The organism is Rhizobium sp. YTUHZ044 (genome assembly GCF_051123975.1).
In the GTDB taxonomy this organism is placed as follows: Bacteria; Pseudomonadota; Alphaproteobacteria; order Rhizobiales; family Rhizobiaceae; genus Rhizobium.
Window position 1 is genome coordinate 2,834,816 of sequence record NZ_CP101426.1, and the last position, 14,907, is coordinate 2,849,722.

General features: G+C 60.9%; 13 protein-coding genes and 2 pseudogenes. 8 read left to right on the forward strand and 7 right to left on the reverse strand.

Features of this window, described 5'->3' with window-relative positions:
* Positions 1 to 95 precede the first annotated feature (95 nt).
* The gene (locus NL154_RS14165; protein WP_221146978.1) at positions 96 to 1,298 is read right to left on the reverse strand and encodes a pyridoxal phosphate-dependent aminotransferase; all 1,203 of its coding nucleotides are present in this window, start codon (positions 1,296 to 1,298) and stop codon (positions 96 to 98) included.
* A gap of 207 nt (positions 1,299 to 1,505) precedes the next feature.
* Between NL154_RS14165 and NL154_RS14170 the strand changes: the two are divergent.
* From NL154_RS14170 to NL154_RS14185, 4 genes and pseudogenes are all read left to right on the forward strand, one after another.
* Positions 1,506 to 2,120, forward strand: a pseudogene (locus NL154_RS14170) (glycosyl transferase); the annotation flags it as partial.
* 235 nt (positions 2,121 to 2,355) lie between these two features.
* Positions 2,356 to 4,737 carry a marine proteobacterial sortase target protein gene (locus NL154_RS14175; protein WP_434732839.1) on the forward strand — a complete coding sequence of 794 codons (2,382 nt, stop codon included), beginning with the start codon at positions 2,356 to 2,358 and terminating at the stop codon, positions 4,735 to 4,737.
* Positions 4,727 to 5,488 (forward strand): class GN sortase, encoded by a 762-nt coding sequence (locus NL154_RS14180; protein WP_210630492.1) that lies wholly within the window; start codon positions 4,727 to 4,729, stop codon positions 5,486 to 5,488. The genes NL154_RS14175 and NL154_RS14180 overlap by 11 nt, the downstream gene beginning before the upstream one ends.
* A 59-nt stretch (positions 5,489 to 5,547) precedes the next feature.
* A complete protein-coding gene (locus NL154_RS14185) occupies positions 5,548 to 6,690 on the forward strand; it encodes a PQQ-dependent sugar dehydrogenase (RefSeq protein WP_210630491.1) in 1,143 nt (380 codons plus the stop codon).
* Between the two features lie 4 nt (positions 6,691 to 6,694).
* Here NL154_RS14185 and NL154_RS14190 read toward each other — a convergent pair whose 3' ends face one another.
* Complete coding sequence (locus NL154_RS14190) at positions 6,695 to 7,165, reverse strand: DUF3052 domain-containing protein (protein ID WP_210630490.1); 471 nt, start codon at positions 7,163 to 7,165, stop codon at positions 6,695 to 6,697.
* Between the two features lie 98 nt (positions 7,166 to 7,263).
* On the opposite strand from NL154_RS14190, the gene NL154_RS14195 reads away from it, so the two are divergent.
* The 3 genes from NL154_RS14195 (at position 7,264) to NL154_RS14205 (ending at position 9,465) form a co-directional block, all read left to right on the forward strand.
* Complete coding sequence (locus NL154_RS14195) at positions 7,264 to 8,154, forward strand: DMT family transporter (RefSeq protein ID WP_210630489.1); 891 nt, start codon at positions 7,264 to 7,266, stop codon at positions 8,152 to 8,154.
* A 486-nt stretch (positions 8,155 to 8,640) separates the two neighbouring features.
* Positions 8,641 to 8,856: a cold-shock protein gene (locus tag NL154_RS14200; RefSeq protein ID WP_003561293.1), complete on the forward strand. Its 216-nt coding sequence runs from the start codon at positions 8,641 to 8,643 to the stop codon at positions 8,854 to 8,856.
* Positions 8,857 to 9,003: 147 nt separating this feature from the next.
* Positions 9,004 to 9,465, forward strand: coding sequence for a BA14K family protein (locus tag NL154_RS14205; protein ID WP_210630488.1), 462 nt, complete (start codon positions 9,004 to 9,006; stop codon positions 9,463 to 9,465).
* Between the two features lie 61 nt (positions 9,466 to 9,526).
* On the opposite strand, the gene NL154_RS14210 is transcribed toward NL154_RS14205, so the two are convergent.
* On the reverse strand, positions 9,527 to 10,399 hold the full coding sequence (locus NL154_RS14210; protein WP_210630487.1) for an oxidoreductase: 873 nt from the start codon (positions 10,397 to 10,399) through the stop codon (positions 9,527 to 9,529).
* A gap of 71 nt (positions 10,400 to 10,470) precedes the next feature.
* Between NL154_RS14210 and NL154_RS14215 the strand changes: the two are divergent.
* Positions 10,471 to 10,894 (forward strand): annotated as a pseudogene (locus NL154_RS14215) (winged helix-turn-helix transcriptional regulator).
* Here NL154_RS14215 and NL154_RS14220 read toward each other — a convergent pair.
* The 4 genes from NL154_RS14220 to NL154_RS14235 form a co-directional block, all read right to left on the reverse strand.
* The gene (locus tag NL154_RS14220) at positions 10,891 to 12,267 is read right to left on the reverse strand and encodes an ATP-binding protein (RefSeq protein WP_210630485.1); all 1,377 of its coding nucleotides are present in this window, start codon (positions 12,265 to 12,267) and stop codon (positions 10,891 to 10,893) included. The pseudogene NL154_RS14215 and the gene NL154_RS14220 overlap by 4 nt on opposite strands.
* 74 nt (positions 12,268 to 12,341) lie before the next feature.
* On the reverse strand, positions 12,342 to 13,043 hold the full coding sequence (locus NL154_RS14225; RefSeq protein ID WP_210630484.1) for a response regulator: 702 nt from the start codon (positions 13,041 to 13,043) through the stop codon (positions 12,342 to 12,344).
* Positions 13,044 to 13,535: a MarR family winged helix-turn-helix transcriptional regulator gene (locus tag NL154_RS14230; protein WP_210630483.1), complete on the reverse strand. Its 492-nt coding sequence runs from the start codon at positions 13,533 to 13,535 to the stop codon at positions 13,044 to 13,046.
* A 529-nt stretch (positions 13,536 to 14,064) separates the two neighbouring features.
* Positions 14,065 to 14,682 (reverse strand): DUF1236 domain-containing protein, encoded by a 618-nt coding sequence (locus NL154_RS14235; RefSeq protein WP_221146974.1) that lies wholly within the window; start codon positions 14,680 to 14,682, stop codon positions 14,065 to 14,067.
* Positions 14,683 to 14,907 lie beyond the last annotated feature (225 nt).

Sequence of the window (14,907 nt, forward strand, 5' to 3'; positions counted from 1 at the left end):
CAAATGTAGCCACATGCAGCCACACCGTCAACGCCGGATAAATAAAAGGCCCGCCGTCACCGGCAGGCCTTCGATCGATATGATCGCGGTTCGTTTTACTTGCAGGCGCCGCAGAAGCGCTGGATGCGGCGGCAGGCTTCCTCGAGCAGATCTTCCGACGTCGCATAGGAGATGCGGAAATTCGGGCCGAGGCCGAAGGCGGAGCCGTGAACGACGGCGACGCCTTCCGATTCCAGAAGCTCGGAAACGAAATCTTCGTCCGTCTCGATGACCTTGCCCGACGGCGCCGTCTTGCCGATCAGGCCGGCGCAGGACGGATAGACGTAGAAGGCGCCTTCCGGCACCGGGCAGACGATGCCCTTGGCCTGGTTCAGCATGGACACGACGAGGTCGCGGCGACCTTCGAAGATTTTCTTGTTCGCCGGGATGAAGTCCTGCGTGCCGTTCAGCGCTTCGACAGCCGCCCACTGGGCGATCGACGTCGCACCCGAGGTCTGCTGACCCTGGATCATGTCCATTGCCTTGATGAGATGGAGCGGGCCGGCGGCATAACCGATACGCCAGCCGGTCATGGCATAGGCCTTGGAGACGCCGTTCATCGTCAGTGTGCGGTCGTAGAGGCTGGGCTCGACCTCCACGGGAGTGACGAACTTGAAGTCGCCATAGGTCAGGTGCTCGTACATGTCGTCCGTCAGCACCCAGACATGCGGATGCTTCATCAGCACGTCGGTCAGCGCCTTCAGTTCGGCATGCGTATAGGCCGCACCCGTCGGGTTGGACGGCGAGTTGAAGATGAACCACTTGGTCTTCGGCGTGATCGCCTTTTCGAGATCGGCGGCCTGGAGCTTGAAATTATGCTCCTGGGTGGCCGAAACGAACACCGGTGTGCCGCCGCAGAGCGCCACCATCTCCGGATAGGACACCCAGTAGGGCGCCGGAATGACGACCTCATCGCCCGGGTTCAGAGTCGCCATGAAGGCGTTGAACAGGATCTGCTTGCCGCCGGTGCCGACGATCGTCTGCTCCCAGGAATATTCCAGGCCGTTCTCGCGCTTGAACTTGGCGGCGATCGCCTTGCGCAGCTCAGGGATACCGGAAACCGGCGTGTACTTCGTCTCGCCGCGGTTGATCGCGTCGATGGCGGCCTTCTTGATATTGTCGGGCGTATCGAAATCCGGCTCGCCCGCGCCGAGGCCGATGACGTCGCGTCCTTTCGCTTTCAGCTCGCGCGCTTTCTGGGAAACGGCGATGGTGGCTGAAGGCTTCACACGGGAAAGAGCATCGGCAAGGAAGGCCATGATATCGGTCCTATTGGTTAAAACGGGCAGAAAGCCGGGACCGGAGTTCTGCGGTTAGCTCTATGTCCAATGTATGACGGCATTTCAAGGGCAAAGGCGTGATGGGGGCAATGATTCTTATCGATCGTTTTGCCGCACCGGCGGGCGGACCCGCCGTCGTTCTCACCGGGACTTGCAGCGCGCAGTCGAAACGCACCGCACACTCTTGTTTGGCTGGCCGCAGCTGTCATCCTCTATCTGGCTGCGGCGGGCGAGATCACCAGCAATGTATGGAACTTGCACATCTTCCATGTGCCGGCCGCGATATTTGCGGCCACGGCGCGCTTCTTCTGGCAAAGCTTTCATCTAAGACAACCCCGGCGGTCGTGCTCCGCTTGATCTGCATCGTGGTCGTCGCTGTGGGCTGGTCGACCCTTCCCCCTCGTCAGGACGATGAAGAAGCCAATCGCCATGAAGGGCAAGCTGCTTGACGAGGAACTGGCGCGGCTGGCGAAACCGGGCGACCTTGTCGTCGCCATCGCGCCCGAGGGCCGGCGATCCCGTCGCGGTCTATTACAGCAGGGCGCGCGGATGGGTGTTTCCACCCGGCGGAGGCGATTCCGAATGGTCGAAATTCGTCGCCAATGACGCCACGGCGATCGGGCAGCTCGAGGACCTGCGCGGCAGGGGGCGGATCTGTTCGGCGTGGCGAAGAACGCCGCCGACAAGCAGGATCTACGGTTCATCGAGCATCATGTCGGCGTCATCGATTATCTGAACAAGACCGCAACCAAGCTTGTGGATTCGGATGATTTGCTGGTCTACAGAATTACCCATCCATGAACGTCACGACAATTGGGGGCACGGGATTTGGGCAGGGTATGACCCCGGCCGCGGTATTTTCACGGTGACGATGATCATGTTTTTCGTCTTTTAAAATCAGAGAGATCGCCGGATTTCAATCGCGCCACGAATAAGCCGCAACAAATGCCGCCCGCCGCCGCAATTCGGTCGCGAGCGCGCCGAGATCGAAGCTGCATCATTCCCTCATCCAAAATTGGTTATTGAGGGTAGGCCAATGTTTCTGGAAGATGAGTTCGCCATTGGGCGCATGCGCATGCGCCGGATCTCCATTTCATGTCTTGTCGCCGTCACCGCCTTTGTCGCCTGCATCGCTGCGATGCTGGGGCTTGCCTCTGCCGCCCGCGCCGAGACGCGGCAGGCATCCGGCCAGCTCGCGGCCCTTCTACGGCCGAACGACGTCAATAGCGGCTCGCTGCTCTTCCCGTCGAAGGAACCGGGCTTTTATGTCGAAGCGCCGCGGCTGAAGACCGACGTCGCAATCGCTGTTTCCGGCCCGATCGCCAGGGTGAAGGTGACCCAGCGTTTCCAGAACCCGAGCCAGGGCTGGGTCGAGGGCACCTACGTCTTCCCGCTGCCGGACAATTCCGCCGTCGATGCGCTGAAGATGCAGATCGGCGAACGCTTCATCGAAGGCCAGATCAAGCCGCGCCAGGAAGCCCGCGAGATCTACGAGCAGGCCAAGGCTGAGGGCAAGAAGACAGCGCTGCTCGAACAGCAACGGCCGAACATCTTCACCAACCAGGTCGCCAATATCGGTCCCGGCGAAGAGATCGTCGTGCAGATCGAATATCAGCAGACGGTCCACCAGTCCGGCGGCGAATTCTCGCTGCGTTTCCCGATGGTCGTCGCGCCGCGCTACAATCCGGCGCCGATCGTCCAGACCGTCGAGTTCAACAACGGTGCCGGCTTCGCAACACCGAGAGACCCGGTGGAAAATCGCGAGAAGATCGAAGCCCCGGTGCTCGATCCGCGCGAGAATGCCAAAATCAATCCGATCTCGTTGACAGTCAATCTCAAGGCTGGCTTCCCGCTCAGTGGAGTGAAGTCGTCCTTCCACGACGTCGATATCCGGGAGGACGGCGACCAGGCGAGAACGATCAGCCTGAAAGGAGACGCGGTTCCTGCCGACAAAGATTTCGAGCTCACCTGGAAAGCCGCTCCGGGCAAGACGCCAGGCGCCGGCCTCTTCCGCGAAGCGATTGATGGCAAGACCTATCTGCTTGCCTTCGTCACCCCGCCCACCGCGCCGGATGCGGCAGCGCCGGCAAAACGCGAAGTGGTCTTCGTCATCGACAATTCCGGCTCCATGTCCGGCCAGTCGATCGAGCAGGCAAGACAAAGCTTGGCGCTTGCCATCTCCAGATTGAACCCGGACGACCGCTTCAACGTCATCCGTTTCGACGATACGATGACCGACTATTTCAACGGCCTCGTCGCCGCTACTCCCGATAACCGCGAAAAGGCCATCGCTTACGTCCGGAGCCTGAACGCCGATGGCGGCACGGAAATGCTGCCGGCGCTCGAGGATGCACTTCGCAACCAAGGCCCCGTCGCAACCGGCGCTCTGCGCCAGGTCGTCTTCCTGACGGATGGCGCGATCGGCAACGAAAAACAGCTCTTCCAGGAAATCACCGCAAACCACGGCGATGCCCGCGTATTCACCGTCGGCATCGGCTCGGCGCCAAACACTTATTTCATGACCAAAGCCGCCGAGGTCGGCCGCGGCACCTTCACCCAGATTGGCTCGACCGACCAGGTGGCAAGCCGCATGAGCGAACTCTTCGCCAAGCTGCAGAACCCCGCAATGACCGATATCGCCGCAACCTTCGAAGGCATCGAAGCCGAGGATATCACGCCGAACCCGATGCCCGACCTCTATAGCGGCGAGCCCGTCGTTCTGACTGCGGAATTGCCGCAGGAAAAGCCTACCGGCAAGCTGCAGATCGTCGGCAAGACAGGCAACCAGCCCTGGCGCGTCGAGATGGATATCGCCAATGCCGCAGACGGCAACGGCATTTCCAAGCTCTGGGCGCGACGCAAGATCGACGATTTCGAGGCCCGTGCCTATGAGCGCCAGGACCCCGCGGCACTCGACAAGGACATCGAGACGGTGGCGCTCGCCCACCACCTCGTCTCGCGCGTCACCAGTCTGGTCGCCGTCGACGTCACGCCGTCGCGGCCGGCAACCGAACCGCTCGGCTCGACGAAGCTGCCGCTCAACCTCCCCGAAGGTTGGGACTTCGGAAAGGTCTTCGGCGAAAATGCTGTCCCTTCTGGCGGCGCCGAACGCCATGGCGCGGCCACGCCGGTTGGAAGAGCCGAACCGCAACGGACCGCAGCCGCACCCCAGGATCTCACCGCATCGCCCGAGATCGCCAACTTGATGGCCGCGGCGCCGACGGCGAAAGCCGCCATGCTGATCGCGCAGAAGAGCTCAACCGTGAACTTGCCGCAGACGGCGACGCGCGCCGACGAGCAGATCATGCGCGGGCTCACCATGCTGCTGCTGGCGCTGGCGGCGGCGAGCGGGCTCGCCATCTGGCGCCGCCGCCTCAAGGGTCTCGTCACTGCCGGAGCCAAGCGCGATGGCTTCTAGCAACAATCAGGAAGCGGCCGAATTCGAGCCGCTTCCGACCTATCTGGAACTCGCCATGGCCGCCGCCACGGCCCACGACATGCCGAAGGCACGGAGGAGAAAGGGTTTCTTCCTCTGGCGTCTTTCGCCGATCGAAAAGACGATCGCCTTCGCCATTGCCGGTCTTGCTTTCTACGGCTTGACGCTGATCGGCGACGGCCTCCTGCTGAAGGCGAAGGCAGAAATCTCTCAGGTCCTGCTGAAGCGTGCTTTTGCCGCCGAACTGAGCGGCAAGGAGACGAAACCCTGGCCTTGGGCCGATTTCATCACTGAAGCGAGGGTGCGTGCGCCGCGCCTCGGCAAGGAGGCGATCGTGCTTTCCGGCGCCTCCGGCCAAGCGCTCGCCTTCGGTCCGGCCTGGCTCGCCAATACACCGCAGCCGGGCGACGAAGGCACCTCCGTCATCGCCGCCCATCGCGACACCCATTTCCGCTGGCTGCAATATATAAGGCCGGGCGATACGATCGAAGTTACCCGCCGCGACGGCAAGCTATTGACATTCAAGGCCGGCGAAGGCCGCGTTGCCCCCTGGGACGCGAGCGGCATCGACCCCTCCTCCGATGGCCGCCGCCTTGTACTGACCACCTGCTGGCCTTTCGATGCGACCGAACGCGGGCCGCTGCGCTACATCCTCGAAGCCGAACTGGTCGATGGTAACGCGGCCGGCTCCGTTCAACCGGCAAACACAAAGCCGTTATTACAGACAGACTGAGGCTTGAAGCTCTGCCCTGCCCACTCCACGTTCCGGATGGAGAGACGACGGGGAAGCAAATGACAAGAATATCCGCCTTCCATTTCGCCGCGACGCTGATTCTTTTCGGCGCCACTTCGGCCAATGCGGCCGATACCGTCAACACGCAGGGTCCTACGGTTCGCGTCGAAAAACTGGCCGATGGTCTCGAACACCCCTGGGCGGTCGAAGTGTTGCCCGACGGCGCCTATCTCGTCACCGAGCGGCCGGGCCGCATACGTATCATCCGCAATGGCAAGCTTTCCGAGCCGATCGGCAACGTGCCCAAAGTGAATGCCCGCGGCCAGGGCGGTCTTATGGACGTGGCGCTTGCCACGGACTTTGTCGCGAGCAGAAAACTCTATTTCACCGCCGCCATCGCCAACAAGCAGGGCTCCGGCACCGAGGCCTTCAGCGCGACGCTATCTCCTGACGAAAAGACGCTTGAGGCGGTGACGCCGATTTTCACCATGAAGCGCTTCACCTCAGGCAACATCCAATATGGCGCGCGTATCGCGATTGCCCCTGACGGCACGCTGTTCATCAGTGTCGGCGACCGCGGCGACCGCGACCGCTCGCAGGACTGGCAGGACGATGCCGGCTCGATCGTTCACATCAATGCCGACGGCAGCATCCCCGCCGACAATCCGTTCAAGGACGGCGGCAAGGCGCTGCCGGAGATCTGGTCGAAGGGCCACCGGAACCCGCAGGGCATCTCTTTCGATGCCAAGGACGGCAAGCTCTACACCGTCGAGCATGGCGCACGCGGCGGCGACGAGATCAATCGGATCGAAGCCCGCAAGAATTATGGCTGGCCGATCATCACCTACGGCCGTGACTATTCGGGCGCCGAGATCGGCGAAGGCACCGCCAAAAAAGGGCTGGAGCAGCCGCTGCACTATTGGGATCCTTCGATCGCGCCCGGCGCGCTCGCTGTCTATCGCGGCGCCATGTTCCCGGAATGGGACGGCGACTTCCTCGTCGCGGCACTGAAATTCCAGCTGCTCTCGCGCATGCAGCGCGACGAGAGCGGCGCCTTCGTCGCCGAAGAGCGCTTGTTCGAAGGTGATTACGGCCGCATCCGCGACGTCATCGTGGCGCCCGATGGCGCGCTGCTGATGGTGACGGACGAGGACGACGGCGCGCTGCTCAGGGTCTCGCGCGCTCCGGCCAGCAACGGTTGAGCGATCACAGCGCGCTGCGCAATTCCTTGCGAATGACGAATTTCAGCCCCGACCAGGTCCCGTCGACAGCGCAGACCTTGATGTCGACCAGGCCAGTTGGCAGCAGGATCTCCCGCAGCACGTCTTCGGTGATATCGGTCGGCACGCGTGAACTCTTCTTCGGCCAGGAGATCCAGATCATGCCGTCGGGCTTTAGGACCCGCAAAAGCGTTGGCGCCGCCGCTTCCAGCACCATGCGCTCAGTGACAAATAGATGCACATAGTCAAACGCCCGCAAAAGCGTCTCGGGAAGCACGCGGACGACCGAAGCAAAACCGGCGAAACCAACGATGTCTTCGATCGTTTCGGGAACATCGAGAAGAGCGGCAGCCTGCCCATGCGCAAGCCCGAGCTTCCTGGCAAGCGGCGTACCGGAATAGCTTGCCGTTCCGGGTGCAGCCATGTCGCTCGCCGGCCGCTGTTTTTCGTGTTGCATGCCTCCACCTCCCCCATCAGCACCAAGTCTTCGCCCTTGCCTAGCGGAAAGGCAACTGCTAACCGCTCGGACACATCTCCCTTCCCTTGGAGGACGACATGACGCGCATTCAGGCGAATCTCCTCCTGTTGTTTGCCGCCGCCATCTGGGGCGGCGGATTCGTCGCACAATCGACGGCGATGAAGGCGATCGGCCCCTTCTGGTTCATCGCCCTGCGTTTTGCGGTTGCCACATTGGCCGTCTTGCCTTTCGTTCTTCTGGAAGCGCGCAAGGCAGAGGCGAAGACCAGCGCGCGCCATGCCAGGCTCTACGTCCTTACCGGCCTTGCCCTTTTCAGCGGCGCTGCCACCCAGCAGGTCGGCCTGCAGACGACGACGGTAACGAATTCCAGCTTCATCACCGGCCTCTATGTCGTCTTCGTGCCGCTCATTGCCGTGTTCTTCCTGCGCCGTGCCCCGCATTGGATCATCTGGCCGGGCGCGCTGATGGCGCTCGCCGGCATCTATCTCCTATCCGGCGGTCATCTTTCGGCGCTCACCTCAGGCGATCTCCTGACCGTGGTCTGCGCCGTCTTCTGGGCGATCCAGATCACCCTTGCCGGCACGACCGTCTCCGAGAACGGAAGGCCACTCGCGCTGGCGGCCACGCAATTTGCCGTTACCACTGTCTTCGGGCTGGCCATTGCCGCAACGGTCGAACCGATCAGCCTTTCCGCGATTTGGTCCGCAGGACCCGAGATCCTTTATGTCGGCATCTTCTCGTCCGGTCTGGCCTTCGTGCTGCAGGTAATCGCGCAGCGCTACACGACGCCGTCGCAGGCGGCGATCTTCCTTTCGTCCGAAGCGCTCTTCGGTGCATCGCTCGCAGCCCTGATTCTCGGTGAGTCGATGCCGGCGACAGGATATACAGGTTGTGCGCTAATGTTTATCGCTATGCTTGTAGTCGAGATCGTCCCCGGATTTGCTCGCCGCCGCTTGCCAGCCGTCTGAACACGCCTCCAAATATGGGTGGACGCCGGATCTGGAAAAAAATTTTAGGAACCCGCAAGGCCCGTTTACGTTGCATTTTTGGCAAAATCTGCCCGAAACTTACATTGCGGACGATATGAATCGTTAATCATCCTCCGTTCGCGACGGAAATTTTGCGTTTTTGCGCAAACCAGATGTCGGGAGCAGTGTGCCCGGAAGGACACGTTAAAAAACTTTTGCTTGCCAAAATCCCTTAAACGCAGCACTCTCGGCTCGTTCGGGCATTTTGCGAGCATGGGAAGTCCTTAAGTATTTGCGCGCCGGGAACGCTAATATTCCGGTCAGCCGGTTCCAGAAAAAGCAGGCGAAAGTCCTGCTTGGAACAGGCCGAGGTAGAGGGGACCTTTTTCTCACATTTCAAGACTTGCCTGCTAACGCCTCCCGCAAGGAGGCAATGCTATGATGCTGCCCGTGTGGATGGCGGGCAGAGAGAAAAGGACCTGACGCATGGCCGAGACTGGCACTGTAAAATTCTTCAATACCGACAAGGGCTTCGGCTTCATCAAGCCGGACCGGGGCGGCGCCGATATCTTCGTTCACATTTCTGCCGTACAGGCCTCCGGGCTGGCCGGTTTGACGGAAAACCAGAAGGTAAGCTTCGACACGGAGCCGGATCGCCGCGGCAAGGGCCCCAAGGCTGTCAATCTGCAGATTGCCGGCTGAGCCCTTAACTAGGCTGTCGAATTCGAGTTGAAGCCCGGCAGCAATGCCGGGTTTTGTCGTTCAGCCTTCGTTCAGCTAGAAATCTCTAGGACTGACACCATCGAGAAGGAGCCGGAGTTCGGTTTCCGAGATTGGGACTTGATGGTTATGAACAGGCTCGCCAAAACTCTTCTGCTGACGGCAACGGCTGCCGCGCTTACTCTCTCCGTCATCGGCGACGCCTCGGCCGGCGACCGCCACTGGCGCCATCATAACAACAACGACGCCTTGGTCGGCGGCGCTGTCGGCCTCGCCACCGGTCTGATCGTCGGCTCGGCCATCGCCAACGCCAATAACGGCCCTGTTTACGACGAACCCCGCTACATCGACCCGCCTTACGAGCCGGGATATTACGAGCCTGCTCCGGTCTATCGCGCCCCGCGCCGCGTCTATGTCGAGCAGCCGCAGTATGTCGAACAGCCGAGATATTATGCGCCCGTCCGCACCTCGGTGGAGCCCTGGTCACCGCAATGGGAGCGTTACTGCTCCTACCGCTACCGCTCCTTCGATCCGCGCAGCGGCACCTATATCGGCAATGACGGCCGCAGCCATTTCTGCACTGCAGGCTGATTGTTCAAAATTCCTGATACAAAGCGCCGCTCCTCAGCGGCGCTTTTGTTTTTTGCCGAGTTTAGGCGGTCTTCTTTTCCCAAGGCATTAGGCCCGCTTCGGCATCCGGGTCAAAATCAGTCGAGACGCTGACGGCACGCCATTCTCGATCGGCCTCGATGCGCGCCGCATCCGCTTTCTCGACATTGCGAACCGCATCGCTGCCGAGCAGCAACCGGAACGGCGGTTGTTCGAGCCCTGAAATGTGGATGACGACCGCAGCCGCCTTGGCAGGATCGCCAGGTTGACGGCCGTCATATTCACGCTGGAAGCGCACTGTGGCGCCGACCGTTTCCGCATAGTTCGCTCGCCCCTCGGCCAGCACCGTCGAGGCACCGGCAAAATCCGTTCTGAAGCCGCCCGGCTCGATCACCGTCACCCTGATGCCGAATGGCGCGATCTCTTTCGACAACACCTCCGAAAAGCCCTCGACGGCGAATTTGGCTGCCGAATAGGCGCCGCGTCCAGCCGGTCCGATACGGCCACCAACGGATGAGAACTGGATGATATGGCCCGCACCCTGTTCGCGCATCAGGGCGATCACCGCCTTGGTCATGATAACAGTGCCGAACAGGTTGGTCTCGATCTGGGCCCGGAAATCGGCAAGGCTGGTATCCTCGATCGGGCCGACATTGCCGTAGCCGGCATTGTTGACAAGCACGTCGATACGGCCGAACCGCTTCACGCCAGCTTCCACCGCGGCAGCTGCCGCCTGCTCGTCGGTCACGTCAAGCGCCAGCGTCAGCACCTGACTGCGGTACAGTTCGGAAAGAACGGCAAGCTGAGCGGGATCGCGCGCCGTCGCCACCAGATTGTCGCCGGCTGCCAGAACCGCCTCCGCCAGCGCCCGACCGAGACCACGCGAACTGCCTGTAATCAACCACACCTTCGACATCGGTAACCTCTCCTTGATTGGTTCCCGGAGCATGTAGGTCGTATTGTTTCCATTCGAAAGAAGGTACCAGTATGATCTATACACACCCTGAGGTAACTGGGAATGGCCGGCGAAATGTTCGATTTCTGTTGCAACATGACCGACGAGCAGGATGCGCGGGCGCGCGCCTTGATCGAGCGGGCGGCGGCGAAATGGCCGCTGCGCATCCTGCACGTCTTGTCCGATGCCGGCGCGCCCTTACGCTTCTCGCGCCTCATGGAGCGGGTTGAGGGCATCAGCCAGAAAGTGCTGACTCAGACGCTGCGCACGCTCGAAAACGACGGCCTCATTATTCGCACGCTCTATCCCGAGATTCCACCGCGCGTCGAATATGAATTGACGCCGCTCGGCCGCAATCTGCTCATGCAGGTTGTCACTCTCTGGCGCTGGATCGTCGAGCGCCTGGATGAGTTCGATGCGCGCAAGGCCGTGAAGCTGACGGCAACGGACATTTAAGCGGGAATGCGGATCGTCGCCCTCAAGCCTCCGAGTGGACTGTCGCCGAGCGTGACGTTGCCCCCATGGCTGCGCGCAATATCACGGGCGATCGCAAGACCGAGGCCAGTGCCCGATGCATCGAGGTTGCGGGCCGTGTCCAGCCGGAAGAACGGCTTGAACACGTCTTCGCGATTCTTTTCCGGAATGCCCGGCCCGTCATCGTCAAAAATAACAGTCAGCCACTTGGCATTGTGCTTGGCCTCGATGTCGAGCCTGTCGGCATAACGGCGCGCGTTCGAGGCAAGGTTGGTGACGAGACGCGTGAACGCATTCGGTCTGACGGAAATGTCGTCGTCGCCCTCGATCGAATAGCTGAACCTTTTACGATGCAGGACGAAATCGGATTCCAGCTTGGCGAAGATCTCGCTGAGCTTCAGTTCGCCAACATCCTCTTCGACCTCGCCGCGGGCGAAGGCCATGTAGGCTTCCAGCATCGTCTGCATATCATTGACGTCGTCGTTCAGGCCATGCAGGTCGGGATTGTCGCCGGCGAGCGCCAGTTGCAGCTTGAAGCGGGTGAGAATGGTGCGCAGATCGTGGCTGACGCCGGAAAGCATCGCCGTGCGCTGCTCGATCTGCCGTTCGATGCGTTCACGCATCAGAATGAAAGCAAGGCCGGCGCGCCTGACCTCGTCGGCGCCGCGCGGATAGAAATTGTCGGGCTTCTGCCCTTTGCCGAAGCTTTCGGCAGCCCGGGCCAGCATCAGGATCGGCCGAATCTGTCCGCGCAGGAAGAGGATCGAGATGCCGATCAGCACCAGCGACGTGCCGACCATCCAGACGATGAAGATATGGGTGTTTGAGGCATAGGTCTGACTGCGTTTGGCCAGCACCCGCAGTATCTTGTTCTCGAGCTTGATGCGGATTTCGACGAGATTCGAGTTACCAACCGTGTCGATCCAGAAAGGCCGGTGAATCTCATCGGTGATCTCATCGCTGAGAATGCCGTCAAGGATCGAGAAGAAGGGCTTGACGCGCGGCGGCGGCAGATCGCCGTCCGGCTCGATCGAAATCTGCAAGTTGAGCTGATCGCGCGCGATGCGGATGATCTCGCTATAGTCCGAATTCTGCGGATAAGTCTCGACGATCTCGATAATCGCGGCGATGTCGCGGGTGACGGCGAGCGACAGCCGTTCGGTCACCATTTGCCAGTGACGCTCCATGAAGACGGCGGCCACGACGGATTGCAGCAGCACCATCGGGATGATGATGATCAGCAGTGAGCGCGCGTAGAGTCCGGTGGGCAATCGGCGCCGCAGCCAGCGGACGATCCAGCGCCAGCCCGCCGCCGGAGCGCGGTCTTCCCGCCGCAAACTGTCCATTGTCACCATCGTCGGTCCCGGCCGTTCAGAGCACGATGCGGGAAAGTGTGAACGTCATCGGCATCATGCTCCACTTCTCAAATCTAGTCGATGCTCAGCCTGTATCCGATGCCGCGAACCGTCTGCAGCCAGACGGGGTTGGCCGGATCCTCCTCGATCTTGCGCCTGAGCCGGTTGATCTGCACGTCGATCGTCCGCTCGCCGACCTCGGTGTCATTGCCGATCAGTTCGTGACGGGGGATGGTGTCACCGGCGCGCCGCGCAAAGAGCAGCATGATTTCCTGCTCGCGATCGGTAAGCCGGATCACCTCACTGGCTTTCTTCAGCTCCTTGCGGGTCAAGGAGAAAGTGTAGGGCCCGAACATGACCTGTTCAATCTTCAGCCCCTCACCGCCAGCGTTGCGGCGCAGGATATTGTTGATGCGCAGGACCAGCTCGCGCGGATCGAAGGGTTTTGAGAGATAATCGTCGGCGCCGGCCTCGAGTCCTTCGATGCGGTTGCCCGATTCCGCCAGCGCCGTCAGCATGATGATCGGCACATTCTTGATGGCCCGAAGCCCGCGGGTGACGTCTATGCCGGATTCGCCCGGCATCATCACATCCATGATGATGAGATCGAAATCGAGACCGGCAAGTTTGCGCTGCGCCTCGGCGCCGTCGGCCGCGACAGTGACGCGAAAGCCGTTCTCCGCGAGATAACGATTGAGCAGCGCGCGGATGCGGGAGTCATCGTCGACCACCAGCAGATGCGCCGCATCGTCGGAAATACCTGTCCTGACCGCCATTCAATCCGCCTTCTTTCTGTCCCGCATGCCTCCGAGGAAGGCCTTCACGCCCTCCCGCTCCTGCGCAGAGGCTCCTTCGAATGCCCGCTCAATGCGGCGCGATTGCGGCTCTGCAAGGGCAAGCGCCAGCTCGCGGCCCGATTTCGTCGGATAAAGCTTGCGCTGCCGCCGATCCTCAGGACCGGCCACCTGGCGAATATAGCCTGAGTCGATCAGCTGTTTCAGCACCCTTGCAAGACTCTGCTTGGTGATCTTCAGTGTGTCGAGAAGATCAGCCACCGTCATGCCCGGATTGCGGTTGACGAAATGCACGACGCGGTGATGCGCCCGGCCGAAGCCGCTCTTCTCGAGGATGGCGTCAGGATCGGAAACGAAGTCGCGATAGGCGAAGAAGAACAGTTCGATGATCTCGAAATCGATACCGCCTGTATCTTCCATCGGCGTGGCCAACGGCTCCGGCTTGCCTGCTTTCAGACCGGTCTGTCGTGACACTCGGCATTTCCTTTCTCGTTCCGCATGTTGCGGGAAACTATCCGCAAAATATAGATCAGTATTGTTGGCATAAATTTACGCGGCTGCCAGCTTTGCCGAACTTTCGTGGGAGCCCCCAGCTTCTCAGTTTCCCTGACACTTCTTTTGGAAACCAAGGTCCGCCGGAATTTCCGACCGCAATAAGTAATTCCCTTACCGCCTGTGGATAAAACGTAATGGGGACAACAATCAACAGGCAGGGCGCGTTAAGCGCCGGAGAAGGTTTGGGATCGCCTGGCATCGAGGTGATCGAGGGCGCGATCCGGCCGGAGGAACTGCCTGATTTCAGCGAATGTTTCCGGTTCGGTCGCACCGGTTAGGCCGCGGAAGCAACGCCGGTCTCCAACAGGCCGAACTCTTAATATATTATTATCTTCTCATACAAAGAAAGAAAGCTGGGAAAATCCATCCTTGCGGGATTGAGGCGGGAGGAGGAATTGCCCGGACGAGGCGGCCTGCCGACCGCCTCGTTTCGGATTTCCCGATGATCTTACTGATAGACGTAGACGATCCGACGCGTACCTGGATCGACCAGCACCGGCCGGTCGTTGATCCTTGTGTAGCGGTATTCATAGTCCGGAATCGTCTCGAAAGTCACGTCGGCAGGCACTTCCGCGCCGACGACCACATCGCCGCCAAGCCGGACTGTCTCGGTCGGATTGGTCTCGATGTAGGTCCGCACCGTCTCCGGCGGAGTGATCGTTTCGACGGCTCCGACGGGGCCGATCAATTCATCGCCCGGTGCCGGCTGTGGGTCAGCCGGGACAACGCTGGCGGTGGACTCGTAGGTCACGACCGGAACGCCGATTTCGGAACGATGCTGCTCGACGATAACTTGATTGCCGCCATACTCCATCTGTAGATAATCCGCATAGACCCAGCCGCGGATCCCGTTGACGTCGACACGGCACCAGCGGCTGCCCTCGATACAGCCGTCGAGCACCGCGGTCGAGCCGCGGGTGGCAAGGCCGACTGCCGGATATTGCGGGCCCGGACCGGCGCGGACGTTGAGATCGTTGACCGTGGTCGCCACCATCTCCGCCTGCGCCAGACCGCCGCTCGCCAGGAGCACGGCTCCAGCCAATAGGATGTTTCTCTTCAAGGTCATGTGAGCGTCTCCTTGGTTTCGATGGCCGGACAACGCGCGGCGTTCTACGATGTTCCCACGCGCCCCGACCCGGCAAAACAACACCTGTAAATACGCGCTGGCAAGCAATTGAAAAACCATAACAAAACTGGACTTCCCCGACGGGCCGAACGGTGGAAGGGACGTATAAACTTGTGTTGCAGTGGGTCTTGCTGCCGTGAAACACGCGTCAAAAGCCGAAGATTT